The 25,920-nt window shown below is 70.1% G+C and carries 15 protein-coding genes; 12 read left to right on the top strand and 3 right to left on the bottom strand.

Going from position 1 to position 25,920, the window contains the following annotated elements; all coding sequences use genetic code 11:
- Positions 1–26: 26 nt before the first annotated feature.
- The 3 genes from OG194_RS12580 (at position 27) to OG194_RS12570 (ending at position 3,923) form a co-directional block, all read left to right on the top strand.
- Complete coding sequence (locus OG194_RS12580; protein ID WP_327400964.1) at positions 27–1,454, top strand: NAD(P)/FAD-dependent oxidoreductase; 1,428 nt, start codon at positions 27–29, stop codon at positions 1,452–1,454.
- Between the two features lie 128 nt (positions 1,455–1,582).
- Positions 1,583–2,038 carry a hypothetical protein gene (locus tag OG194_RS12575; protein WP_327400963.1) on the top strand — a complete coding sequence of 152 codons (456 nt, stop codon included), beginning with the start codon at positions 1,583–1,585 and terminating at the stop codon, positions 2,036–2,038.
- Positions 2,039–2,150: 112 nt separating this feature from the next.
- Complete coding sequence (locus tag OG194_RS12570) at positions 2,151–3,923, top strand: chitinase (RefSeq protein WP_327407045.1); 1,773 nt, start codon at positions 2,151–2,153, stop codon at positions 3,921–3,923.
- Here OG194_RS12570 and OG194_RS12565 read toward each other — a convergent pair.
- Together OG194_RS12565 and gabT are read right to left on the bottom strand one after the other, a co-directional pair.
- On the bottom strand, positions 3,916–4,494 hold the full coding sequence (locus OG194_RS12565; protein WP_442811537.1) for a phosphatase PAP2 family protein: 579 nt from the start codon (positions 4,492–4,494) through the stop codon (positions 3,916–3,918). The two genes, OG194_RS12570 and OG194_RS12565, sit on opposite strands and share 8 nt — an antisense overlap.
- Positions 4,495–4,972: 478 nt before the next feature.
- Positions 4,973–6,307 carry a 4-aminobutyrate--2-oxoglutarate transaminase gene (gabT, locus tag OG194_RS12560; RefSeq protein ID WP_327400962.1) on the bottom strand — a complete coding sequence of 445 codons (1,335 nt, stop codon included), beginning with the start codon at positions 6,305–6,307 and terminating at the stop codon, positions 4,973–4,975.
- A gap of 251 nt (positions 6,308–6,558) precedes the next feature.
- Here gabT and OG194_RS12555 point away from each other — a divergent pair, with 251 nt between their 5' ends.
- The 3 genes from OG194_RS12555 to OG194_RS12545 all read left to right on the top strand — a co-directional run bounded on the left by OG194_RS12555 (position 6,559) and on the right by OG194_RS12545 (position 12,322).
- The gene (locus OG194_RS12555) at positions 6,559–8,961 is read left to right on the top strand and encodes an ATP/GTP-binding protein (RefSeq protein ID WP_327400960.1); all 2,403 of its coding nucleotides are present in this window, start codon (positions 6,559–6,561) and stop codon (positions 8,959–8,961) included.
- A 116-nt stretch (positions 8,962–9,077) separates the two neighbouring features.
- Positions 9,078–10,658 carry a PucR family transcriptional regulator gene (locus tag OG194_RS12550; protein ID WP_327400959.1) on the top strand — a complete coding sequence of 527 codons (1,581 nt, stop codon included), beginning with the start codon at positions 9,078–9,080 and terminating at the stop codon, positions 10,656–10,658.
- A 218-nt stretch (positions 10,659–10,876) separates the two neighbouring features.
- Complete coding sequence (locus OG194_RS12545) at positions 10,877–12,322, top strand: aldehyde dehydrogenase family protein (protein WP_327407043.1); 1,446 nt, start codon at positions 10,877–10,879, stop codon at positions 12,320–12,322.
- A 153-nt stretch (positions 12,323–12,475) separates the two neighbouring features.
- Here OG194_RS12545 and OG194_RS12540 read toward each other — a convergent pair whose 3' ends face one another.
- Complete coding sequence (locus tag OG194_RS12540) at positions 12,476–15,313, bottom strand: glycoside hydrolase family 3 C-terminal domain-containing protein (RefSeq protein ID WP_327400957.1); 2,838 nt, start codon at positions 15,311–15,313, stop codon at positions 12,476–12,478.
- A gap of 291 nt (positions 15,314–15,604) precedes the next feature.
- Between OG194_RS12540 and OG194_RS12535 the strand changes: the two genes are divergently transcribed.
- The 6 genes from OG194_RS12535 (at position 15,605) to OG194_RS12510 (ending at position 25,898) form a co-directional block, all read left to right on the top strand.
- Positions 15,605–17,296, top strand: coding sequence for an extracellular solute-binding protein (locus tag OG194_RS12535; protein ID WP_327400956.1), 1,692 nt, complete (start codon positions 15,605–15,607; stop codon positions 17,294–17,296).
- Between the two features lie 27 nt (positions 17,297–17,323).
- Complete coding sequence (locus OG194_RS12530) at positions 17,324–18,358, top strand: ABC transporter permease (RefSeq protein ID WP_327400955.1); 1,035 nt, start codon at positions 17,324–17,326, stop codon at positions 18,356–18,358.
- Positions 18,355–19,317 carry a carbohydrate ABC transporter permease gene (locus tag OG194_RS12525; protein WP_327400954.1) on the top strand — a complete coding sequence of 321 codons (963 nt, stop codon included), beginning with the start codon at positions 18,355–18,357 and terminating at the stop codon, positions 19,315–19,317. The genes OG194_RS12530 and OG194_RS12525 overlap by 4 nt, the downstream gene beginning before the upstream one ends.
- A 127-nt stretch (positions 19,318–19,444) precedes the next feature.
- On the top strand, positions 19,445–21,655 hold the full coding sequence (locus OG194_RS12520) for a 1,4-beta-glucanase (protein ID WP_327400953.1): 2,211 nt from the start codon (positions 19,445–19,447) through the stop codon (positions 21,653–21,655).
- The gene (locus OG194_RS12515) at positions 21,655–23,637 is read left to right on the top strand and encodes a beta-galactosidase (RefSeq protein ID WP_327400952.1); all 1,983 of its coding nucleotides are present in this window, start codon (positions 21,655–21,657) and stop codon (positions 23,635–23,637) included. The genes OG194_RS12520 and OG194_RS12515 overlap by 1 nt, the downstream gene beginning before the upstream one ends.
- Positions 23,634–25,898, top strand: a complete 2,265-nt coding sequence (locus OG194_RS12510; RefSeq protein WP_327400951.1) for a glycosyl hydrolase family 95 catalytic domain-containing protein — start codon at positions 23,634–23,636, stop codon at positions 25,896–25,898. The genes OG194_RS12515 and OG194_RS12510 overlap by 4 nt, the downstream gene beginning before the upstream one ends.
- The last annotated feature ends 22 nt before the right edge of the window (positions 25,899–25,920 follow it).

Genomic DNA, 25,920 nt, shown 5'->3' with positions numbered 1-25,920 from the left:
TGTGAATCCTGTGGGGAGTTGAAATCATGGCCCCGAGCGCCATGAGCCGTAGCAACAACTGGACCAAGTCCCTTTCCGAAGCACGGCCGGTGCCGTTCTGGCTGGACGACCCCGGCAAGCCCCACCCCGAACCCGCGCTCACCGGCGGCGAGACCTGCGATCTGCTGGTCGTCGGCGGCGGTTACAGCGGACTGTGGACCGCGCTCATCGCCAAGGAGCGCGACCCGCGGCGGGACGTGGTGCTGGTGGAGGGCCGCGAGGTGGGCTGGGCAGCCTCGGGCCGCAACGGCGGCTTCTGCGCCGCCTCGATCACCCACGGACTGTCCAACGGCCTCACCCGCTGGCCCGACGAGATCCACAAGTTGGAGGAGCTGGGCGCCCGCAACCTCGACGAGATCGAGAGCGCGGTCGCCCGCTACTCCCTGGACTGCGAGTTCGAGCGCACCGGCGAGATCGACGTCGCCACCGAACCGCACCAGGCCGAGGAACTCCACGACTGGTACGGCGAGTTGGAGAGCAAGGGCCTCGCCGACGGCACCGAGTTCCTGGACGCCGACGCGGTCCGCGAACAGGTCGCCTCCCCGACCTTCCTGGCCGGCCTGTACGACAGCCGGGGCGTCGCGATGCTCAACCCGGCCAAACTGGCCTGGGGGTTGAAGCGCGCCTGCCTCCAACTCGGCGTCCGCGTCTACGAACACACCCCCGCCCTCGCCCTCAAGCCGCACGGCGCCGGCATGGCCGTACGCACCCCGTACGGCTCGATCCGCGCCCGCAGGGTCGCGCTCGGCACCAACATCTTCCCGAACCTGGTCAAGCGCGTCCGCTCGTACACCGTCCCGGTCTACGACTACGCCCTGATGACCGAACCGCTCTCCACCGACCAGTTGGCGTCGATCGGCTGGAAGAACCGCCAGGGTCTCGGCGATTCGGCGAACCAGTTCCACTACTTCCGGCTCTCCGCCGACAACCGCATCCTGTGGGGCGGTTACGACGCGATCTATCCCTACGGCGGCCGGGTCCGCGCCGAGTACGACGACCGGCCGGAGACCTACGCCAAGCTCGCCGAGCACTTCTTCACCTGCTTCCCGCAGCTGGAGGGGCTCAACTTCTCGCACGCGTGGGGCGGCGCGATCGACACCTGCTCGCGCTTCTCGGCGTTCTTCGGCACCGCCCACCAGGGCAAGGTCGCGTACGCGGCGGGCTTCACCGGGCTCGGCGTCGGCGCGACCCGCTTCGGCGCGGACGTGATGCTGGACCTGCTCGCGGGGGAGCGGACCGAGCGCACGGAACTGGAGATGGTCCGCAAGAAGCCGCTGCCGTTCCCGCCCGAGCCCTTCGCCTGGACCGGCATCGCGCTCACCAAGTGGTCGCTGGCACACGCCGATTCGCACGGCGGCCGACGCAACCTCTGGCTGAAGACGATGGACAAGCTGGGCCTCGGCTTCGACAGCTGAGCCCAGCCCTCTGTGACATGTGATCCGGTTCACTCCTTCGGGGAGCCGGAACCCGCGTAATGCCTGGCGGAGACCTCCCTCTCTCCTGTGACGCGACCAGCGTCGACATGAGAAAGGGAGGTCTCCTCATGACTGGGGCGAAGACGGCCGTCGAGTGGCTGGCATCCGTAGCTCCGGATCCGGAGGCCTGCCGCTGGGAATGGGAGCGCAACCCCCTCGGGGTCGCGCTGCTGCCCGCCGGCAAGGCCTGGGACGTACTCATCCTGCCGGGTGAGCTCGGCTATCCCACGCTCGATGTGCTCACCAGGGTCATCGATCAACCGGGCCCGGTACTCGTCGACTTCGGCGACGCACGGATGGGCTTCCTCGTACCGCCCGGCACCGCGAGCCGCTGGCTGGGCACGGGGATCCGTACGGCGGGACTCGGCACCTGGATCGTCGTGCCGTACCCCGGCCGGTCGACCGGCGGAGTCCGCTGGCTGGTACCGCCGGACGGCTCCGGCACCCTCACCGATCCCGCACTCCTCGAACTCGCCATGCACGAGGCGGCGGCGGGGCTGGCCACGGAAGGGGAGGGCGGGTAACTGATCGAGGTCTTGACAAGCTAATTGGTCTGGACCAAATTGGGCGCGCTCCACCCCTCCAATTCCCCCATGCCCGGAGGCACTTGTGGACCGCACCAGACCCGTCCTCACCATGCTCACGGTCGCGGCCCTGGCCGTGTCCGGATTCACCGCGCTCTCGTCGGCCGCCCGTGCGGCCGACGCGGACCTGGCGAAGAACGGAGGCTTCGAAGCAGGCCTCGACAGCTGGTCCTGCACCGCGAACAGCGGTACGGCGGTCAAGTCGCCCGTGCACGGCGGCAGTTCGGCGCTACAGGCGACCCCGGCCGGCAACGACTACGCCCAGTGCGCGCAGACGGTGACCGTGCGGCCCAACTCCCAGTACTCGCTCGCCGGTTACGTCCGCGGCAGCTACGTCTACCTCGGCGCGAGCGGCACCGGCACCACCGACGTCTCCACCTGGACCCAATCGGCCCCCGACTGGCAGCAGTTGACGACCGGTTTCCGCACCGGCCCCTCCACCACCAAGGTCACGATCTACACCCACGGCTGGTACGCCACCGGCGCCTACTACGCCGACGACATCTCCCTCACCGGCCCGGCAGCGGACGTAGGCCAGCCGCCCGCCACCCCGACGGGCCTCGCCGTAGGCACCGTGACGTCCTCCTCCGTCGGCCTCTCCTGGTCCGCCGTCACCGGAGCCACCAGCTACGCGATCTACCGCGGCGGGGTCAAGGTCCAGACGGCGAGCGGCACTTCGGCCACCGTGAGCGGGCTGTCGGCCGCGACGGCGTACAGCTTCCAGGTCACCGCGGTGAACGACGCGGGCGAGTCCGCGAAGTCGACGGCGGTCACCGCGACGACGTCCACCGGCTCGGGCACCGGCACCGGACTGCCCACCCACGCCCTGGTCGGCTACCTCCACGCGAGCTTCGCCAACGGCTCCGGCTACACGCGCCTGGCCGACGTACCCGACAGCTGGGACGTCATCGACCTGGCCTTCGGCGAGCCAACCTCCGCCACTTCAGGCGACATCCGCTTCAACCGCTGCCCGGTCAGCGAGTGCGCGAACGTCGAGAGCGACGCCGACTTCAAGGCGGCCATCAGGGCCAAACAGGCGGCGGGCAAGAAGGTGTTGATCTCCATCGGCGGCGCCAACGGCCAGGTCCAACTGACCACGACAGCGGCCAGGGACACCTTCGTCTCCTCGGTCTCGAACATCATCGACACCTACGGACTCGACGGCCTCGACATCGACTTCGAGGGCCACTCACTGTCGCTGGACGCGAGCGACACGAACTTCAAGAGCCCCACAACTCCCGTGGTGGTCAACCTCATCGCGGCCCTGAAGACCTTGAAGGCCAAGTACGGCTCGAAGTTCGTGCTGAGCATGGCGCCCGAGACGTTCTTCGTGCAGATGGGCTACCAGTTCTACGGCACCGGCAAGTTCGGCGGCCAGGACCCGAGGTGCGGGGCGTATCTGCCGGTCATCTACGCTCTGCGCGACGACCTCACCCTGCTGCACGTCCAGGACTACAACTCGGGCCCGATCATGGGCCTCGACAACCAGTACCACACCATGGGCGGCGCCGATTTCCACATCGCGATGACGGACATGCTGCTCACGGGCTTCCCGGTGGCGGGTGACACGACCAACATGTTCCCGGCCCTGCGCCCCGACCAGATCGCCATCGGCATGCCGGCGTCGGTCAACGCGGGCAACGGCTATGTCGCCCCGGCCGAGGTCACCAAGACCCTGGACTGCCTGACGAAGAAGGTGAGTTGCGGCTCGTACACGACCCACGGCACCTGGCCGACCCTGCGCGGACTGATGACCTGGTCGATCAACTGGGACCGGTACTCGAACTGGGAGTTCCAGACGACGTTCGACGGCTACTTCAGCTGAAGGTCGGAGGGTCGCTTCGAAAGCGGCCGAGGAACAAGCGCAGCGAGGCGAGCAGCACCGTACCGAGGCACCAACTGGCCACGACGTCCAGTGGCCAGTGGTAGCCCCGCCGGACCAGCCCGAAGCTGACGCCGGCGACGAGCAGGGCGCAGGTGATCACGACCCCGCGCCGGGCGTACACCGTCCGGAGCCAAGGGAGGAGAACCAGAGTCGAGGCGCCGTACGCGATCATCGCCGTGGCCGTGTGGCCGGAGGGGTAGTAGCCGGTGCCGGGTGGGACCGCCGGGGTGCCGCCGCGGGCGATCAGTTCCTTGAGGGGGACGACGATCGCCGGGACCAGGGCCATCAGCACGGCCGCCGCGAGGGGTGGCAGCCACCAGCGGTCGATACCTGTGGCACGGCCGCGCCGGCCGACGTAGACGAGAGCGACGACGAGGACCGGGACCGCGACCTGGATGTTGCCGAGGTCGGCGAGGAGTTCGGAGGCGCGGTCCGGGTGGACGAGGGCGTGGCTGAGGCGGGTGTCCAGGCGGAGGAGGGGGCCGGCGGCCGCCACCTGCCAGGTGATCACCGCGAAGAGGAGCGCGGGAAGGGCGAGAAGCGGCCAGAAAAAGGAGGTCGGCCGACCCGGAACAGGGGGGGTAGTTCCGGGCCGGCCGTCCGGATCGGATGGCCGGCCGCCCCGGGGGGTTTGGGGCGGGCGACTGTCCGATCGGTGAGGAGATTCGGAGCCAGAGGCTCCTGTTGTGTGCGCGAGGGCACGACCAGGTCGAAGCTGGGGAGGCCTCGGCCTGAAGTCGCCCACAGTCCCCTGTGGGCGGGGTGTATCTCTCATCTGGGTAGAACCTACGGCAGTGGCCGCGGGTGCGACAGGCGGAATCGCGTCCCGTCATGCACCCCGCACACGTTCTTCACACGGCCTGACGCCCGCCGCCCCGGCCGTGGAATCGCTGTGAACGAAACGGGTGGGGCGGTTGAGGCGCATGAGGCTCAACTCCTGTGTGGGAGCTGCGAGTTGCGTGTGTCCGGGAGGTGCGGGCGGGGGTGGCTCAGATACGTGCGAACGCCTGCTCGATGATGTCGAGCCCCTCGCTCAGCAGGTCCTCCCCGATGACCAGCGGGGGCAGGAAGCGCAACACGTTGCCGTAGGTGCCACAGGTCAGGACCAGCAGCCCCTCCTGGTGGCAGGCCTTGGCGAGCGCGGCCGTCGCCTCCGGGTTCGGCTCCTTGGTCGTACGGTCCTTGACGAGCTCGATGGCGATCATCGCGCCGCGCCCGCGCACGTCGCCGATGATGTCGAACTTCTCCGCCATGGCCCCGAGCCGGACCTTCATGACCGACTCGATGTTCTTGGCCTTGGCGTTGAGGTCCAGCTCCTTCATGGTCTCGATCGAGCCGAGCGCACCGGCACAGGCGACCGGGTTGCCGCCGTACGTACCCCCCAGTCCACCGGCGTGCGCGGCGTCCATGATCTCGGCGCGCCCGGTGACGGCGGCGAGCGGCAGCCCGCCCGCGATGCCCTTGGCGGTGGTGATGAGATCCGGGACGACACCCTCGTCCTCACACGCGAACCACTGCCCCGTACGGCAGAACCCGGACTGGATCTCGTCGGCGACGAAGACGATCCCGTTGGCCTTGGCGAACTCGCTGAGCGCGGGCAGGAAGCCCTTCGCCGGCTCGATGAAGCCGCCCTCGCCGAGGACGGGCTCGATGATGATCGCGGCGACGTTGTCGGCGCCGATCTGCTTGTTGATCATATCGATGGCCTGCGCGGAGGCCTCGGCACCGGCGTTGTCCGGACCGGTCGGCCAGCGGTAGCCGTAGGCGACCGGGACGCGGTAGACCTCGGGCGCGAACGGCCCGAAGCCGTTCTTGTACGGCATGTTCTTCGAGGTCAGCGCCATGGTGAGGTTGGTCCGGCCGTGGTACCCGTGGTCGAACACGACGACGGCCTGCCGCTTGGTGTACGCCCGCGCGATCTTCACGGCGTTCTCGACGGCCTCGGCGCCGGAGTTGAACAGCGCGGACTTCTTCGCGTGGTCGCCCGGGGTCAGCTCGGCGAGCGCCTCGGCGACCTCGACGTAGCCCTCGTAGGGCGTGACCATGAAACAGGTGTGGGTGAAGTCGGCGAGCTGCGCGGTGGCACGGCGTACGACGGCCTCGGCGGAGGCGCCGACGCTCGTCACGGCGATGCCGGAACCGAAGTCGATGAACCGGTTCCCGTCGACGTCCTCGACGATCCCACCGCCCGCGCGCGCGGTGAACACGGGCAGCACGGAGCCCACACCGGCCGCGACCGCGGCGGTACGGCGGGCCTGCAACTCCTGCGACTTCGGGCCGGGGATGGCGGTGAGAACGCGGCGCTCCTGCGGAAGTGCGGTCATGAGGGGCTCCTGGGGTGGTGCGGACGCTTTTCTGCTTTCTTCCTTTCTCGCAGGCTAGGGCGGGTGACCGGGGGTGGGCATGCTCCATGTGGGCGGTGTCGGGGGCGGGGGTTGTCCGTCGTGGACAGTGCCGGGATCACGAGGATCGGTGTGGACCCGGCCCGGTAAGCGGTGAACTCCCCTTGTGGGCGCGTTAGATTGACTCGCTGACGGTGTACGGAACGGCTGGTCAAGGGGCGAGGGCGAGGACGATGGACAGCGACGGGACGCGGGACGCGCGACACACACAGGCCAATCCTGTGCCGCGTCCGGCGGGACCGGCGGACACGCCGGGGGAACGCGTCGTACCGCCGAGGCCGGCGCACGCACCGAGCGCGGCCGGCCCTGCCGTGGCCGACTGGCTCGACGAGCCCCGGCCTGCCGCTGGACCCGGTATCTGGCGGTTCGGATACCGCGTGCCCAAGCCGGAACGGAAGACCGAGCGGCTGTCACCGATCACCATCGTCGGCGTCGTCGTCCCGCTCCTCGTGGGCATGGTGCTGTGGTCGCTGTGGAAGCACGGCAGCATCCCCTACCAATGGGCACTGCTGAGGGTGCTCACACCGGGCGACTGGTGGTGGTCCGGCACCACGACACCCAAGGGCAAGGGTGTCGACGCCGTGATCGTCGCCGACGGCGTGTTCTTCGCCGTCCTCGTCTACGGCATGGGGCGCCTGGGGAGCTGGCCGGACATCATCCGGCACCTCGTCACCCGCCGCCCGCAGCCGGCCCGGGCGCTGCTCGCCCTGCTGGGCGCCGTGATCGCCCTGAACCTGGTCGTGGTCCCGAGGATCTTCCCCGGCGTCGGCTGGGACGCGCTTCCGGTCGCACGCCCCGCGTACCACCTCATCGCCCTTCTGCCGGGCGGCTACGACTTCATCGCCACACCGCTGGTGGGCAACCTGCTCTACGTCGTCATCGGCGTCCTGGTCGTCTGGCCGTTCGCCCGGATCGGTGGCTGGCTGCCGCTCCTCCGGGGGCGGTACGGCGCGGGCGACACCGCGGCTTCGGCGGTCGTCCCCGAGCAGTCACCGGCCGCCGGGTCACCGTCGCACTGGCCCGAGCTGCGCGAGGCGGGGCAGTTCGCGGCCGCGGACGTCCTCACCGCCGAGGTGCGGGCCGGACGGATGAACGACGTGGACTGCGCGCGCGTCGAGCACGCCTGGAAGCGGGCCCGAAGGATCGGCGACCTCACGTCCTTCACCGACACCGTGCTGCGTTCCGGGGGCAGCGCCTGGATCCACCCCTCCGGCGCCCGTGACCTGCCCGGCCGTATCGCGCGGCACGACCTGCTCGCCGGCCAGGTGCGGATCGGTGCCTGGGCGACGGGTGAGCGCACCCCGCTCGCCTACCGCGGCGTCGGCAGCGCGCTCGGCCCGGACACGCTGGGGACCTCACTGCTCGTCGTAGGACCCTCGGGTTCGGGCAAGACGCGGCACGTGGTGCGGCCGGTGGTCGAGAACCTCACCCTGCAGGCCCTCACCGGCCGGTGCGCCGTCGTCGTGGTGTGCGCGACCGGTGCGCCGCTCGGCCCGGACGACGCCTTCGACGTGATCGTCCGCGTCGGCGACCCGGCGTCCGTCCACGACCTCGACCCGTACGCCGAGTCCCACGACCCCGACGAGGCCGCCGCCCTGCTCGCGGAGGCTCTCGTCGGCGACCTCGACTCCGTCGACACCCAGCGTTCCGCCACCGTCCTGGCCCAACTCCTCGGCCCCTACCGGGCCGCGTACGGCAGGTTCCCCGCACTGCCCGTGCTGCGCGAACTCCTGGAGAGCGAGCCGAGGGCGCTGGCGGAGCTGAGCGCGGCCCTCACCGACGACCGGCACGCCGTGATGCGCCGCGAACTCGACTCCCGCATGCGCCATGCCGGCGGCGGCAACGACCCCGGCCAGGCCCTCGCCGACCGGCTCGCGCTGCTCGACCGCCCGGTGTTCGCCGAGTTCTTCGGAGCGGGCGGCGGGACCGTACGGCCGTTCTCGCTGCGAGCCGTCGCCCACCATCCGCTGCGGGTCCGCATCGACCTGCCCGAGCACGGGCACGACGAGGCGGCCCGGCTGCTCACCCGGCTGGTCCTCACGCAGTTCGCAGCGGTGGTCCGTGGCCGTGAGCGCGGGCACTTCGCGTGTCTCGTGCTCGACGACGCCACCGGCACGGTGAACACCGAGTCGCTGCGCCGGATCCAGCGGCTGCGGTCCGAGGACGCGGGTGTCGTCCTCGCCCTGCGCACCGTCGGCGACGTGCCCGAGGCCCTGCACGGCCCGCTCTACGGCGCCGTCGGCTGCCGCATGGCGCTGGCCGGCGTCACCACCTGGGACGGCAGCCGCTTCGCCAACGCCTGGGGCACCGAGTGGGTGGAGACCAAGGACGTCGCCAAGCACACCGTCTTCGCCGACCAGCCCATGACGCGTGCCATCCACGCCCTCCGCAAGCTGGTCACCGGCAAGGCCGTGACCACGGAGGCCGTCACCGTCCGCCAGGTCGAGCGGGAGCGCTGGTCCGCGTCCGAACTGGCGCACGGGGTGCCCGCCGGCCACGCCGTGCTGTCCCTGACCAGCGTGAAGGGGGAGCACGCGCCACCGCTGCTGGTGGATCTGCGCCCCTCACCCCTCTGAACCGGACATACAGGTACGCCCCGACCATACGGTGAGGCAGAATCGGCACAGGCCGTTCATACGCGACGGCCAAAAGATCGACATGATCGCCGGTTCTTCCTCCACCTGAAGGCACCATGCCCCCCACGCTCGCCTCGCTCGTCCACCACTCCGCGCTCAAGCTCACCGTGCGCGCCGGCGAGGACCGGCTGGACGTGCCCGTCCGCTGGGCGCATGTCAGTGAGCTGGCGGACCCGGTGCCGTACATGGAGGGCGGGGAACTGCTGCTGACCACCGCGTTGAAGCTGGACGCGGAGGACGCGAAGGCCATGCGGCGGTATGTGAAGCGGCTGGTGGGGGCGGGGGTCGTCGGGCTGGGGTTCGCCGTCGGGGTCAACTACGACGAGATTCCGAAGGTGCTGGTCGACACGGCCCAGGAAGAAGGGCTGCCGCTCCTCGAAGTCCCCCGGCGCACCCCCTTCATCGCGATCAGCAAGGCCGTCTCCGCGGCGATCGCCGCCGACCAGTACCGCTCCGTCACCGCCGGGTTCGCCGCGCAGCGCGAACTCACCAAGCAGGCCCTCACCGACGGCCCGGAGGGACTCCTCGCCGCCCTCGCCGCGCAGGTCGACGGCTGGGCCGCGCTCTACGACGCGTCGGGCGCCGTCGTCGCCACCGCACCGGAGTGGGCCGGCCGCCGCGCCGCCCGGCTCACGGCGGACGTGGAACGGCTCCGGGACCGGCCCGCACCGGCCTCCTCGGTCGTGGGCGGCCCGGACAACGAGGACCGCGTCGAACTGCACACCCTCGGCACCGGCCGCCGCCCGCGCGCCGCACTCGCCGTAGGGACGGAATCGGCGCTCGGGACGGCGGAGCGGTACGCCGTGCACTCCGCGATCGCTCTCCTGACCCTCACCACGGAACGCTCGCGGTCCCTCCAGGCCGCCCATGAGCGGATCGGGGCGGCGGTGCTGCGGCTGCTGCTCGCCGGGCACCCGGACCACGCGCGGGCGGTCGCCGGGGACCTGTACGGGGGGCTGCTCGACGCGCCGTTCCGGATCATCGTGGGGGAGTCGACGGACGGTGAACCCCTGGACGGGCTCGCCGAGGTCGTCGAGTCGGCCGCCGCGCGGTCCGGGGAAGCCGTGCTCGTCGTAGCGGAAGGGCCGGAACGGCTGGTCGTACTGGCAGTCGACGGCGGTGCCGCCGTCGAGGCGGGCGGGGAGTACGCGGCGACTCGGGAGGCCGAGCGTGCCTCCTCGACCACCGGGGAGCACACCGGTGATGAGGACGACCTGGTCGTGGGGCTCTCGGCGCCCGCCGGGCCCATCGCCGCCGCGGGCGCCTACAAGCAGGCCGAGCAGGCGTTGTCCGTGGCGCGGAGACGGGGGCGGGTGCTCGTCGAACATGAGCAACTGGCCGCCGGGTCCGTGCTGCCGTTGCTCGCCGATGACGCGGTGCGCGCGTTCGCGGACGGGTTGCTACGGCCGCTCGCCGAGCACGATGCCACCGGGCGCGGGGACCTCGTCGCCTCGCTGCGGGCTTGGCTGTCCCGGCACGGGCAGTGGGACGCGGCGGCCGCCGACCTCGGGGTGCACCGGCACACCTTGCGGTACCGGATGCGGCGGGTCGAGGAGATCCTAGGGCGGTCGCTGGACGATCCGGACGTACGGATGGAGTTGTGGCTGGCGCTGAAGGCGACGGCCGCCGCGGAGTAGGCGGAACGGCATCTGCCGAACTGGAGTGTCCCGGCGCGGTACTGCTACGGCCCGGACAAACGCACCCCCGCCTCCCCGCACCTACCGTTGACAGAGAAGCACCGAGTAGCACTGAGAAGCACCGAGTAGCACTGAGAAACACCGAGCAGCACCGAGCAGCACCGAGAACAAGCACCCCCAACGCGGAAGGGCCGGCACACGCAATGCCCAACGAAACTGTGGCAGTCACCCACGCCTTCTGGCTCGCCGGCCGCCAGGCCACCGGCGAGGACACCTTCGACGTCACCTCGCCCTGGGACGGACGCCTCGTCGGCAAGGTCAGCGTGCCGACCGACGCCCAGGTCGAGGAGGCGGTGGCCGCCGCGTACGCCGTACGGGACGAGTTCGCCGCGACCCCCGCCCACGTCCGCGCCGCCGCCCTCGACCACGTCAGCCGGCGTCTCGTCGAGCGCACCGAGGAGATCGCGCAGCTCATCTCCGCCGAGAACGGCAAGCCGATCAAGTGGGCGCGCGGCGAGGTCGGCCGAGCGGTGTCCGTGTTCCGGTTCGCGGCGGAGGAGTCCCGGCGCTTCAACGGCGGCGAGGCCCAGCGCCTCGACACCGACGCCGGCGGCCAGGGCCGGCTCGCCCTCACCCGGCGCTTCCCGAAGGGCGTCGTCCTCGGCATCGCGCCCTTCAACTTCCCGCTGAACCTCTGCGCCCACAAGATCGCCCCCGCGATCGCGGCCGGCGTGCCGATCATCCTCAAGCCCGCCCCGGCCACCCCGCTCTCCGGGCTGATCATCGGCGACCTGCTCGCCGAGACCGAACTGCCCACCGGCGCCTGGAGCGTTCTGCCGGTCGCCAACGACCACATGCCCGCCCTCGTCCAGGACGAGCGGCTGCCGGTGATCTCCTTCACCGGTTCGGAGAAGGTCGGCTACGCGATCATGGACTCGGTGCCGCGCAAGCACTGCACCCTGGAGCTGGGCGGCAACGGCGCGGCCGTGGTCCTCGGGGACTACGCCTCCGACGCCGACCTCGACTGGGCCGCGACCCGCATCGCCACCTTCTCCAACTACCAGGGCGGCCAGTCCTGCATCTCCGTGCAGCGGGTCATCGCCGACGCGGCCGTCTACGACCGGCTGCTCCCGCGCATAGTCGCCGCCGTCGAGGCCCAGGTCACCGGCGACCCGAGCGACGACAAGACCGACGTCGGGCCGCTGGTCAGCGAGGCCGCCGCGCAGCGCGTCGAGTCGTGGGTCCAGGAGGCCGTCGAGGCCGGTGCCACCCTCCTCACCGGCGGCAAGCGCGACGGCGCCTCGTACGCGCCGACCGTCCTCACCGACGTACCGGCCGACACGACGATCTCCTGCGAGGAGGTCTTCGGACCGGTGCTGACCGTGACGAAGGTGGACGGCGAGGCCGCCGCCTTCGCCGCCGCCAACGACTCCAAGTACGGCCTCCAGGCAGGGGTGTTCACCCACGACGTACAGGCCGCCTTCCGCGCCCACCGCGCCCTCGAAGTCGGCGGCGTCGTGATCGGCGACGTCCCGTCCTACCGCGCCGACCAGATGCCGTACGGCGGCGCCAAGCAGTCCGGGGTCGGCCGCGAGGGCGTGAAGTTCGCGATGGACGACTACACCTACGAGCGGGTGCTGGTGCTCACGGGCCTCGCGCTCTGACCGGGCTCGGGGCGGGAGCGGTCGCTCTGACCGTTCTCTCACCCGACGGACCTAGCTAATGGGATCCATTTTCATATAGCCTCCCCGAAGGGGCCCGGCACCGATGCCTTCCGGTGCCGGGCCCCTTCATTGTCGTCGGCTGCCTCCGGACCCTCAGCCGGAGAAGCCGACATGCGCGAGCCGCAGTGGGCCACGCAGCTTCAGGTGCACATCGTGCACGCCCTCGACGACGATCCCGGCGCCGAGCGTGGTGTAGTCGTACGGGCCCGACGTCGGTGCGGGCAGGGCGAGTTGGGCGAGTGCCGGGCCGCCGTCCAGGGACAGTTCTACGACGCCCTCGCCCGCCACCTCCACGGTCACCTCCGTGATACCGGTGCCGAAGTCGCAGTGCCGGTAGACCAGTTCGGCCGTACCGCCCTGGGTCGGGGTCACCGCGTCGCCTGCCGCCTTCGTGCGGTCGACGATCTCGCCGCCTGACTGCTCGTCGAAGTCGGCCGCGCCCAGGCCGTGTTGGAGGACGGGGCGGGGTGCTGCGGGCTCGCCGGTGAGTGTCACCGTCGTACGCAGGCGGGTGTCCTCGCTGGAGGCGCCGACGAGGAGGTCGTACGGCCCCGGCTCCAGCCGCCACGCGCCGTGTGTCACATCCCAGAACTCGAACGCGGACAGCGGGAGTCGGAAGTCCAGCTCCGCCCGCTCGCCCGGTGCGAGGGTCACCCGTCGGTGCGCCACGAGTTCGCGGCGCGGACGCGGGACCGACGGGTCGGCGGCGTGCGTGTACAGCTGCGCGACCTCGTCGGCCGTCACGTCGCCGGTGTTGGTGACCGTGAACTCCACGTGCACCGCGTCGAGTTCGACCCGGGCCGTCAGGGCGCCGTACGCGAAGGACGCGTACGACAGGCCGTGGCCGAAGGGGAAGAGGGGGGTTCCCTCGAAGTAGAGGTAGGTCTGGCGGCCGCCGATCACGTCGTAGTCGAGGAGGTCGGGCAGGTCGGTGTCGGCGGCGTACCAGGTCTGGGGGAGGCGGCCGGCGGGGGAGACGTCGCCGGCGAGGACGCGGGCCAGGGCGGTGCCCGCAGCCTGGCCGCCGTGGGCGGTCCACAGGATCGCGGGGAGGTCGGCGGGGCCGACCGTGTACGGGTACGCGGAGACCAGGGCCAGGACGGTGTTGGGGTTCGCGGCGCGGGCCGCGCGCAGCAGGCGCTGCTGGTGGGCGGGGAGGTGGAGGGTCGTACGGTCCTCGGTCTCGCGGCCGTTGATGTGCGGGTCGTTGCCCGCGACCACGAGCACCACGTCCGCCGCCTGCGCGACCCTGGCCACCGCATCCTCGCCGCGTTCGGTGATCACCAACTCGAAGATTTCCGCGCCTTCTTCGGCAACCTTCACGCCGTCGGCGGCGACAGAGACGTGGCGACCCGTACCGATGTGCAGCAGGAGGTGACCGTTCTCGTGGGGTTCCAGGCGGAATGTCTCTTGGATGACCCAGCCTCCGGGCTGGTCGGCGGAGGCGCGGACGTAGCCGTCGTCGGCGACCGAGAGGTAACGGCCGTCGGGGGCGCGGAGGGTGAGGACGCCCTCGCCCCAGTCGGCGAGGGCCAGCTCGGTGCCGGTGTCGTCCGTGGTGAGCGGCGGGAGGTCGGTGCGGCCCGCGAGGAGGGCCGGGTCCAACGCGCCCTCGGCGCCGCGTACTTCGTCGGCCACCTCCACCAACGGGACATGCAGGAAGGTGCCTTGGGCTGTGCGCAGCCGGACCCGGTCCACGCCCTCCGCGAACTCGACGCGCTCGGCGCCGAACCGCTCGTACAGGCCCTCCAGCGGAGTCGAGCGGTGGATCAACGTGCCGCTGTACCAGTCGAGTTTGCACTCGTCCGCGAGCAGGCCGACGACGGCGAGGCGGGTGTCGTGGGCGAGGGGCAGCAGGTCGGCGTCGTTCTTGAGGAGGACGACCGCTTGCTCGGCGGCCTCCTGGGCGAGGGCCCGGTGCGCCGGGGTGTCGAAGTCCTTGATGTCGGCGTGCGGGTCGTGCGCCGGGTCGAACTCGCCGAGCCGGAACCGCACCGAGAGCTGACGGCGGACCGCCGCGTCGATGTCCGCCTCGGTCAACAGGCCCTGGTCCAGCGCGCCTTGGACCCGCGCGACGATCGTCGAAGCGTCCGTGCCGTGGTCGGTGAAGCTGTCCACGCCGGACAGCAGCGAGGCCGCCGTCGCCTCCTCGTGGGTGTCGAAGTAGTGCTCGGAGTCGACCAGGTTGGAGGGCGCGCCCGCGTCCGAGCAGACGAGGAGGTCCTCGTCGGTCCAGGTGCGCAGGTGCTCGCGGAGATACGGCGAGACGTGGTTGGGGCGGCCGTTGACCAGGTTGTACGCGGGCATCACGCCCGCCACCGCGCCCGCCTCGACCGTCTCGCGGAAGGCGCGCAGGTCGTACTCGTGCAGCACGCGCGGGCGGACCGAGGAGGACGAGATGTCGCGGCCCGTCTCGTTGTTGTGGGCCAGCCAGTGCTTGAGGACGGGGGCCGTGCGCCAGTACGTCGGGTGGTCGCCGCGCAGACCGCGCGTGTACGCGGTGGCGATCACCGAGGTCAGCTTCGGGTCCTCCGAGTAGCCCTCCTCGTTACGGCCCCACAGCGGGTGGCGCAGCAGATTCACCGTCGGGGACCACACGTTGAGGCCGACGCGGTCGTCGCGGGCCCGCATCGCGCGGACCTCCTTGGACACCGCGTCGCCGACCCGTCGTACGAGATCCTCGTTCCAGGTCGCGCCCAGGCCCACCGCCTGCGGGAAGACCGTCGCCGGGCCCATCCACGCGACGCCGTGCAGGGCCTCCTGGCCGGTGCGGAACGCGGCGACGCCCAGACGCTCCACGGCGGGCGCGTACTGGTGCAGGAAGCCGACCTTCTCGTCGGCGGTGAGCCGTGCCAGCAGGTCGTCGATGCGCTTCGCGAACGGCAGGTGCGGATCGCGGAAAGGCGGCGTAGGCGGCGTTTGTGCGGTCACGTGGGGTTCCCCTTGCGATGGAGCGGCGCGGCTCTTTCGAAGCGCTTCGATGCTGATTCGATGCGGGTCGGGTGTCAAGAGACCTTCACCGTTATTTCAAGCAGCACATACGGACAGGTCATGCCCCGCACCTCCGAGGAATCTTGGGAACGACCCTTGTGCACCCTTGGGTGTTCACTTAACCTCGCAGCAACATCGAAGCGCTTCGACTAAGTGCTCTGTTCCACTCAAGACACCGCAGCCGACGGCTCCACCGCCGGGTGTCCTGGTGCGCCATGAAGGGTTGACGCAATGACGCCGAACGCCTCCGCCGCCTCCGCTCCCAGCCGGAGAAGTTTCCTCGCCTCCACGGCGGTCGTCGCCGCAGCGGTGGCGGGTGGGGTACCGCTGCTCTCCGCCTGCGGGGCCTCGGACAGCGGTTCGGGCGGGGGCAGTTCGGAGGGCAAGGGCGTCAAGAAGCTGCTGCCGGCCTTCGTGGCCAGCAACGTGGTGAGCCCGGACCTCCCCTCCAAGAACGGCTCCGCGATCGGCTTCTCCAGCAAGCTGGACCTCGCCACGCTGAAGACCTCGGTGCCGAAGAAGCTCGGCAAGGGCGGCAAGGTCACCGTCATGGCGCCGTTCTGGGGCTCGCCGCCGAAGAGCGACAACGCCTACTACAAGGCGATGAACAGCCTCATCGGCGTCGACGTGGCCTGGCAGAACCAGGACGGCAACACCTACGACCAGAAGCTCGGCGCGGTGCTCGCCTCCAGCGACATCCCGGACGTCGTGGTCGTCCCCGGCTGGAACATGGGCGGCAAGATACCCAGCGCCATCATCGGCAAGTTCGCCGACCTCGGCCCCTACCTCGCCGGCGACAAGGTCAAGGACTACCCGAACCTCGCGGCGATCCCGTCCGACGCCTGGCAGCGCTGCATCTTCGGCGGCAAGCTGCGCGGACTGCCGATGCCGTCCTCGTACGTCCCCAACATCGTGCCGCTCTACCGCAAGGACATCTTCGACAAGGAGGGGTACGAAGTCCCCACCTCCGCCGACGAGTTCATGGCCCTGGCCAAGGAGATCACCAACGCCAAGGCCAAGCGCTGGGCCTGCCTGGACATGAAGTGGACGGCCTTCAACATGTGGGGCGTGCTCTCCGGCAGCGAGAAGTCGCTCGGCTGGAACCTCGTCGACGGCAAGCTGGTCAACCGCGTCGAGACGCCGGAGTACCTCGAAGCGCTGGAGTGGACGCGCAAGCTGTTCGCCGCCGGATACGTGCACCCCGACGCCAAGTTGGGCAAGAGCGCGGCCACCGACCCGGGCCCCAAGTTCGCGGCGGGCGAGTTCCTCATCTACGCCCAGGACATCTCGCAGTGGTGGAGCCGCACCGCCGAACAGGCCACCCAGAACCCGTCCTACAAGATCTGGGGCATGGACATCTTCGGCCACGACGGCGGCGACCCGACCCTGTGGGCCGGCGAACCGGCCGGCATCTTCGCCTTCATCAGCAAGAAGGCCTCCGAGTCCGTGATCCACGACGCGCTGGCCGTCGCCAACGTCACCGCCGCGCCGTACGGCACCAAGGAGTACATGCTCACCAACTACGGCGTGGAGGGCACCCATTACACCGTCAAGAACGGTGTCCCCACCAAGACCGACCAGGGCAACAACGAGGTCATCAACGCCTACGTGATGGTCGCCAGTCCCGCCGCGACGATCGCCCACCCCGACTTCCCCGAGGTCGCCAAGGCGCAGGTCGAGTGGCAGCAGCGGATGGGCGCCTTCACAAAGAAGTCGAGCTTCTACGGCCAGCAGATCACCGAGCCGAGCCGCTACACCAACCTCCTCAACGACTTCGAGCAGTTGGAGGACGACATCACCCGCGGCCGCAAGAAGATCAGCGACATGCAGCAGGCCGTATCGGACTGGAAGAGCAAGGGCGGCGAGCAACTCCGCGCCTGGTACCAGAAGTTGCTCGACGACAACGGCACAGCGGCGAGCTGACCGAGTACCGAGGCAAGGAGAACGGCCGTGTCCCACAGCACGGTGCCTCGGAGCAGGACCGAGGCCGACACGACAGGGAAGCCCCCGGTGGCGTCCGGCGGCGCCACCGGCTCCCGGCAGAACAAGCCCAAGGCGAAGGTGAGTTGGCGGCTCAGGTTCAGACGCGACCGCGTCCTGCTCCTGATGACCCTGCCGGCCGTCCTGCTCATCCTGGTCTTCAACTACCTGCCGATCCTCGGCAACATCGTCGCCTTCGAGGACTACGACCCCTACGTCAGCGACAACGGCATCGTCTCGATGCTGCACAGCCCCTGGGTCGGCCTGGAGAACTTCCAGCTGATCTTCGCGGACTCGTCATTCTGGAACGCCGTACAGAACACGCTGGTCCTGTTCTTCCTCCAGCTCATCCTGTTCTTCCCGATCCCGATCCTGCTCGCGCTGCTCATCAACAGCGTGGTCAGGCCCCGGGTTCGGGCGCTCTCACAGGCGATCCTCTACCTCCCGCACTTCTTCTCCTGGGTGCTGGTCATCGCCGTCTTCCAACAACTCCTGGGCGGGGCAGGCCTGTTCTCGCAACTCCTGCGGCAACACGGCTTCGACGGCCTCGACGTCATGACCGACCCCAACACGTTCAAGTTCCTGATCACCGCGCAGAGCGTGTGGAAGGACGCGGGCTGGGGGATCATCGTCTTCCTCGCCGCGCTGTCCTCCGTCAGCCCCGATCTGTACGAGGCCGCCGCGATGGACGGCGCGGGGCGGTGGCGCCGGATGTGGCACGTCACGCTGCCGGCGTTGCGGCCGGTGATCGCGCTGTTGCTCGTGCTGCGGGTCGGTGACGCGCTGACTGTCGGCTTCGAGCAGATCCTGCTCCAGCGCGACGCCGTGGGGCCGGGAGCGGCGGAGGTCCTCGACACCTTCGTCTGGTGGAACGGCGTCCGCAACCAGGACTTCGGCTACGCGGCCGCCGCCGGACTCGTCAAGGGCGTGATCAGCCTCGGGCTGGTCCTCGCCGCGAACAAAGTGGCCCACCTCATGGGCGAGCAGGGGGTGTACAAGAAGTGACCGCCGTCATCGACCAACCCGTCGAGCCCGTCAAGTCTGCCAAGTCCGCACGGCCGCCCGGGCGTTGGGCCGCGCCGCCCCGGCCCACCTGGGAGGAGGAGCCCGGCAAGGTCGGGCTCGCGGGCAAGGGGCTCGTCCTCACGCTCGCCTGTCTCGCCATCCTCTTTCCGCTGTGGATCGTCCTCGTCACCAGCCTCTCCTCCCGCAAGACCATCGACCAGGCCGGCGGGCTCGTCATGGTGCCCAAGGGCATCACCTTCGTCGCCTACAAGGAACTCCTCAGCGGCGGCCAGGTCACCCGTGCGGCGATCATCAGCGTCCTCATCACCGTCGTCGGTACGGCGTTCTCCATGGCGGTGTCCGTGCTGTGTGCGTATGGGCTCTCGCGTATCGGGTCGCTCGGGCATCGCTGGATCCTGATGATGATGCTGGCGACGATGTTCTTCAGCGCCGGGCTCATTCCGACGTACTTGTTGGTGCAGTCGCTCGGCCTGACCGACAGCTATCTCGCGTTGATCCTGCCCAGTGCGCTCAGCGTCTTCAACATCCTTGTGCTGCGCGGGTTCTTCATGGGGATATCGCAGGAACTCATCGACAGTGCGCGGATCGATGGTGCCGGTGACTTCCGGATTCTGTGGGTCATTGTCATGCCGTTGTCGCGGGCGGTGCTGGCAGTCATCACGTTGTTCTATGCCGTGGGGTACTGGAGTGCCTGGTTCAACGCGTCGCTGTATCTGAACGACCAGGACATGATGCCGTTGCAGAATGTCATGATCCAGTTGGTGCAGAAGCGGGAGGCTCCGGTGGGGCTTGGTCAGGCGATCAAGACCGGGGAGTTGTCGGGGCTTGCCGTGCAGATGGCGGTCATGGTGATGGCGTTGTTGCCGGTGGCTGTGCTTTCGCCGTTCGTGCAGCGGCACTTTAAGAAGGGGATGCTTACCGGCGCCGTTAAGGGCTGAATCGGTTGTCTTTTGTCTGCGGGTGCGTGGGGGCTGGTCGCGCCCACGCGGCGGAGCCGCAAATCGATACAGCCCCGCGCCCCTAAAACACCTCTCCTTACCCCATCTCATACAGCGAGGTATGTGCATGCATGCGTCCCGACTGAGCCGCCGGGCCGTTCTTGCCGGGGCTGCAGCTGTCGCCGCGATCACCAGTGTGCCGGGTCTCACCGCGAAGGCGAATGCCGCGGAACGCCCCTCCTATCGCTGGCGCAACGTCGCAATCGGCGGCACCGGATTCGTCACCGGTGTTCTTTTCCACCCCTCCATCCGCGGTCTCGCCTACGCCCGCACCGACATCGGCGGTGCCTTTCGCTGGGACGACCGGACCGCCCGCTGGACCCCCCTCACCGATCAACTCGGTTGGGACGACTGGAACTTGCTCGGTGTGGAGGCGCTCGCCGTCGACCCCGCGCACCCGGACCGGCTGTACCTCGCCGTCGGCACGTACGCCCAGTCCTGGGCGAGCAACGGTGCCGTACTCCGCTCCGAGGACCGGGGCGCGACCTGGACCCGTACCGACCTCGCCGTGAAGCTGGGCGGCAACGAGGACGGGCGGGGTGCGGGGGAGAGGCTGCTCGTCGATCCCCGTGACAGTGACACCCTGTGGCTCGGCACCCGACACGACGGGTTGCTCAAGTCGGCCGACCGGGGCGCCACTTGGGCAGCCGTCAGTGGCTTCCCGGCCACCGCCAGTGCCTCCGGGCAGGGCGTCACCTTCCTCGTCGCCGTCGGACGTGCCGTCTACGCCGGGTGGGGTGACGGCGACGGGAGCGCCACCGCTGTCAACCTCTACCGCACCACCGACGGCAGCACCTGGACCGCCGTCCCCGCGCAGCCCACCGGCACCTCCGCCAAGGTCCCGATCCGCGCCGCGTACGACGCACGCAGCCGCGAGCTGTACGTGACGTACGCCGACGCCCCCGGGCCCAACGGTCAGTCCACCGGCAGTGTGCACAAGTTGGCTGTCGCGAGCGGGACTTGGACGGATGTCACGCCGGTCGTACCGGGCGGGACCACGTCCGACGGGTCCAGCGACAGCTTCGGCTACGGCGGCGTCGCCGTCGACGCCCGTCGTGCCGGCACCGTCGTCGTCTCCACCAACAACCGCTGGGCGGCCGTCGACACCCTGTACCGGACCACCGACGGCGGCCGTACCTGGACGTCCCTCAAGGACGCTGCCGTGTTCGACGTGTCCGAGACTCCTTTCCTCAAGTGGGGTGCGGAACAGCCGAAGTTCGGCTGGTGGATCCAGGCCCTGGCCGTCGACCCGTACGACTCGAAGCACGTCGTCTACGGCACCGGCGCCACGCTCTACGGCACCCGTGACCTCACGCACTGGGCGCCGCAGATCCGTGGCCTGGAGGAGACGTCCGTGATCCAGCTGATCTCGCCCCCGGTCGGGGAGGCGCACCTGATCAGCGCCTCGCGGGACATCGGCGTGATGTACCACGAGCGGCTCACGGCGTCTCCGTCGCGCGGCATGGCGACGAACCCCGTGTTCGGGTCGGCGACGGGAATCGCGCAGGCCGCGGGCAGGCCGGCCTACGTCGTCCGCACGGGCTGGGGCGACAACGGCAACGGCGCACACTCGGGCGACGGTGGCCGGACCTGGGCGCCCTTCGCTGCCCAGCCCTCCCTCGCCCACGACGCACCGGGGCCGATCGCCACCAGCGCCGACGGCAGTACGCTGCTGTGGTCCTTCGTGCACTGGGACGGCACGAAGTACGCAGCCCATCGCTCGGCGGACAACGGCGCGACCTGGTCCGAGGTCTCCTCCTTCCCGAAGGGCGCCACGCCGGTCGCCGACCCGGCCGACCCGACGCTCTTCTACGCATACGACACCGACACAGGAACGCTATACGCCAGCACTGACAGTGGCCGTTCGTTCGCACAGCGTGCGGGTGGACTGCCCTCCGGCGACAGTCAGTTCCAGCTGGTCGCGGCGCCTGGGCGGTCCGGTGACCTGTGGCTCAGCGTCAAGTGGAACGGGCTCTACCGGTCCGTCGACGGGGGCGTCAGCTTCTCGAAGGTCGGCAGTTGCTGGGCCTCGTACACCCTTGGCTTCGGCAAGGCCGCCCCCGGTGTCGACTACCCCGCGATCTACCAGGTCGGCTCCACCGAGACCATCACCGCCGTCTACCGCTCCGACGACGAGGCGAAGACCTGGGTGCGCATCAACGACGACCAGCACCAGTGGGGTTGGGTCGGTCAGGCCATCGTCGGTGACCCGCGCGTCCACGGCCGTGTGTACCTCGCCACCAACGGGCGCGGCATCCAGTACGGGGAGCAGATCTGATGCCGCAGCTCAGTGACACCACCCGCGGGCGCATCCTCTTCGGCGGTGACTACAACCCCGAGCAGTGGCCCGAGGAGACCTGGCACGAGGACGTCCGGCTGATGAGGGACGCCGGCGTCAACTCCGTCACCCTCGGCGTCTTCTCCTGGGCCAGGCTCGAACCGGAGCCGGGAGCACGGGAGTTCGGCTGGCTCGACCGGCTGATGGACCTGATGCACGGCAGCGGGATCGGGGTCGTCCTCGCCACGCCCACCTCCTCTCCGCCGCCGTGGCTGGGGCGCCTGCACCCGGAGACCTTGCCCCGCGATGCCGACGGCCGGATCGAGTGGTGGGGCGGGCGGCAGCACTTCTCACACTCCAGTGCCGTCTATCGCAGCCACGCCGCCGCCATCACCGAGGCCCTGGCCGCCCGTTACGCCGGCCACCCCGCGCTCACGATGTGGCACATCAACAACGAGTACTGCACCTTCGACTACGGCGACGAGGCCGCCGTCGCCTTCCGCCGCTGGCTGCGGACGCGATACGGCACGCTCGACGCCCTCAACTCGGCCTGGGGCACGGCTTTTTGGAGCCAGGGCTACGACGCCTGGGACGGCGTCCTGCCGCCGCGTCACGCCCACTACCTCAACAACCCCACCCACGTGCTCGACTTCCGGCGCTTCACCTCCGACATGCTGCTGGAGTGCTACACCGCCGAGCGCGACATCGTCCGCCGGCACACCCCGCACCTCCCGGTCACCACCAACTTCATGCCGTTGTGGGTGGGCCAGGACGGCTGGCGCTGGTCCGAGGAGGAGGACGTCGTCTCGGTCGATCTGTATCCCGATCCGCGCGATCCCCTCGGTGCCCAAAGCGCGGCCCTCGTACAGGACTTGACCCGTTCGCAGGCGCGCGGCCCCTGGATGCTCATGGAGCAGGCCGCCGGGCCGGTCAACTGGCGCGGCGTGAACCACCCCAAGCCGCGCGGCCTCAACCGCCTCTGGTCCCTCCAGGCCGTGGCCCGTGGCGCCGACGCCGTCTGCTACTTCCAGTGGCGCCAATCCCGCCAGGGCGCCGAGAAGTTCCACTCCGGGATGCTCAGCCACGCGGGGGAGCGGGGCCGCACCTTCCAGGAGGTCAAGCAGCTGGGCACCGAACTGGCGCGTATCAGCGGCGAGGTGACGGACACTCACATCACCTCCGACATCGCGATCCTGCACGACTGGAACGCCTGGTGGGCCGGTGCGCAGGACGGCCGTCTCTCCACCGAGGTCGAGTACCCGGACGTCCTCCGCGCCTGGCATCGCGCCCTCTGGGAGTCGCACCTCGCCACCGACTTCGCCCACCCCGAACACGACCTGTCCGCCTACAAGTTGGTGGTCGTCCCGCAGCTCTATCTCCTCACGGACACCGCCATCGACAACCTCCTCGCGTACGTCCGAGACGGCGGCACCCTCGTCTCCGGCTTCCTGACCGGCATCGCCGACGAGGACGACCGGGTCCGGCCGGGTGGCATGGACGCCCGTCTCCGTGAACTGTTCGGCATCCGCACCCTGCACGAGTGGTGGCCGCTGGACGCGGGGGAGACCGCCGAGTGCGAGGGCTTCCGCGGCGCTTTGTGGTCGGAGGAGATCGAGCCCGAGAGGACGACCGGGGCCGGTGCTGTCGACGAGGTAATCCCTTACAAGGGCGGGGAGTTGGACGGTCTCCCCGCCGTCCTGCGCAGGGACCGTTCCTGGTACGTCTCGACACTCCCGGAACCCCACGCACTGCGCGCGCTGCTCGCTCGTATCGCCGCCGACGCGGGTGTCCGTCCGGTGCTCGCCGGGCTTCCGCTGAGCGTCGAGGCCGTACGGCGCGGGGAGTTGCTGTTCCTGCTCAATCACGGCCGCGAACCGGTCACCGTCGAACTCGCGGGCACCCGGCACGACTTGCTCACTGACAAGACTGTCGAGGGCGAGATCACCCTCGGCCGCTACGGCGCGGCGGTGCTACGCCCATGACCACCGATCCCGCACCCACCGATCCCGCACCCACCGCCCCCACGCCACCCGGCCCCGTACACGCCACCTGGGAACCCCTCCCCGCCGTCCGCTGGGAGGACGCCTTCCTCAGCGGCAACGGCCACCACGGTGCCCTCGTGTTCGGCGATCCGAACGACGATCGCGTCATCGTCACCCATCACACCCTCGTCCGCCCGAACGGCGCCGAACACGCCCGCCCTCCACGCCTCGCCGCCGAACTCCCCGCGCTCCAGGCGAGGTTGCTCGCCGGTGACCTCGCCGCCGCCGAGAGGTTCACGGACGACCGCCCGCTCCAGTGGGTGCAGCCCTTTCATCCGGCCTTCCAGCTACGGCTGCGCAGGCCGTCCGGCGCGGCTGGGCGCGACTACCGCCGTACCGTCGACTTCACCTCCGGCGAGGTCACGGCTCGCTGTGACGACTGGCGCAGCCGCGTCTTCGTCTCCCGCGCCGACGACGTGATCGTCCAGCACGTGACCGCCCCCGAACTCACCCTCGACCTCGCCCAGGACCACCAACTCCCGGGTGCCCCGGCAGGGGTGGGCGTTGGACATGGCACGTTCCTCACCTCCGACGGCGCCGTTCTCACCCTCCGCGTCCGCTATCCCGACAGTGATCGCGCGTACACCGGAGTCACCCTCGCCGTGGTCACCGGCGGCACAACACGGCTCACCTCGACGGGAGTTCGGATCGACGGGGCCGAGGCGGTCCTTCTCCTCACCCGAGTCCGGCGCCACACCGGCGAGCTGGACGTCGTAGAGGAGACCCGGGCGCTACGGGAACTGATCGACGAGCGGCAGTCGTACGACGCCCTCCTCGACCGGCACCTCGCGCTCCACCGCACGGCCTACGCCCGCGTCACCCTCGATCTCCACGCCGACGACGCCGAACGTGCCCTCCCGGGTGGTGAGTTGCTGAAGCGGCCGCACAGCCCTGCACTCCTCGAACGGCTCTTCGCGGCCGGCCGGTATCACCTCCTCTCCTCCAGCGGGCTGTTGCCGCCCCGGCTCACCGGACTGTGGACCGGCGACTGGAACACTGCCTGGTCGGGGGCGTTCACCAACGACGCGAACCTCAACCTCCAGACAGCGTCCGCCGCGAGTGCCGCCCTTCCAGAAGTCACCGACGCGCTCGCGTCCTTGATTCACCGTCAGCTCGACGACTGGCGCGAGAACGCCCGTGCCGTCTTCGGCGCCCGGGGTGTCGTCGCGCCCGCGCACACCGACGGCGAGTCTGGGCTGTCGTACCACTTCAGCCGTGAGTACCCGCTGCACCTGTGGACCGCGGGGGCGGACTGGTTGCTCAAGCCGCTCGTCGACCACGACGAGACGCGCGGCGCGCGCGATCCGCGTACCGGCGCCGCGCTGGCCGAAGTCGCCCTGTTCTATGAGGACTTCCTCACGAGCGAAAGCAGTACCGACCCGGACGGCCAACTCGTCCTCGTCCCCTCCTACTCGCCCGAGAACCGTCCCGCGAACGCCAACGCCAGTTGGGGCGCGATCAACGCGGCCATGGACCTCTCCGCCGCCCGGCACGCGCTCCACACAGCCGCCGCCTACCACCCGGGCACTCCCGACGCGGCCCGCTGGCTGGCGCTCGCCGACCGGCTGCCACCGCACCGGGTCAACTCCCAAGGCGCGCTGGCCGAATGGGCCTGGCCCGGCCTCGACGACACCTACGACCACCGTCACCTCAGTCACCTCTACGGGGTGTGGCCGCTCGACGAGATCAACCCGTACGACACCCCGCGGCTCGCCGCCGCCGCGCACCGCGCGCTCCAACTCCGGGGAGCCGAGAACGACTCCGCGCACGGGCACCTCCACCACGCGCTCGTCGCCGCCCGGCTCCGGGACGGCGAGCGGGTCGCGCACGCCCTCGGGCAGGTGCTCGACGGTGACTTCTTCCACGCCTCGCTGATGAGCGCGCACTACCCGAACCGCGACGTCTACAACGCGGACGCCGGGCACACCCTGCCCGGCGTGGTCGTCGAAGCGCTCGTGCAGTCCACCCCGGACCGGCTGGTCCTGCTGCCCGCGCTGCCGGCGGCGTATCCGCACGGTCAACTCACCGGCGTACGCACGAGGTTCGGGGCGGAGGTCGATCTGCGCTGGACGCCCCACTCCGTCACGGCGCTGATCCGGCCGTCCCGTACTCACCGCGTCGAACTCCGGACTTCCTCCGGCACGGAGCCGCTCGACCTCGTCGCCGGAGAAGACCGCGTCCTCACCCTGGGGGCGCGGTAGCCACTCGCACCTCCCCCCACCC

The organism is Streptomyces sp. NBC_01288, assembly GCF_035982055.1.
GTDB lineage: Bacteria > Actinomycetota > Actinomycetes > Streptomycetales > Streptomycetaceae > Streptomyces.
The sequence above is the reverse complement of the archived record's forward strand: the minus strand, read 5'-3'. Positions and strand labels throughout refer to the sequence as shown.

Bases quoted from the DNA above. Each gene is read 5' to 3' on its own strand.
- OG194_RS12580 (WP_327400964.1), top strand. From the start codon at position 27: ATGGCCCCGAGCGCCATGAGCCGTAGCAACAACTGGACCAAGTCCCTT.
- OG194_RS12575 (WP_327400963.1), top strand. From the start codon at position 1,583: ATGACTGGGGCGAAGACGGCCGTCGAGTGGCTGGCATCCGTAGCTCCG.
- OG194_RS12570 (WP_327407045.1), top strand. From the start codon at position 2,151: ATGCTCACGGTCGCGGCCCTGGCCGTGTCCGGATTCACCGCGCTCTCG.
- gabT (WP_327400962.1), bottom strand. From the start codon at position 6,307: ATGACCGCACTTCCGCAGGAGCGCCGCGTTCTCACCGCCATCCCCGGC.
- OG194_RS12555 (WP_327400960.1), top strand. From the start codon at position 6,559: ATGGACAGCGACGGGACGCGGGACGCGCGACACACACAGGCCAATCCT.
- OG194_RS12550 (WP_327400959.1), top strand. From the start codon at position 9,078: ATGCCCCCCACGCTCGCCTCGCTCGTCCACCACTCCGCGCTCAAGCTC.
- OG194_RS12535 (WP_327400956.1), top strand. From the start codon at position 15,605: ATGACGCCGAACGCCTCCGCCGCCTCCGCTCCCAGCCGGAGAAGTTTC.
- OG194_RS12520 (WP_327400953.1), top strand. From the start codon at position 19,445: ATGCATGCGTCCCGACTGAGCCGCCGGGCCGTTCTTGCCGGGGCTGCA.
- OG194_RS12515 (WP_327400952.1), top strand. From the start codon at position 21,655: ATGCCGCAGCTCAGTGACACCACCCGCGGGCGCATCCTCTTCGGCGGT.
- OG194_RS12510 (WP_327400951.1), top strand. From the start codon at position 23,634: ATGACCACCGATCCCGCACCCACCGATCCCGCACCCACCGCCCCCACG.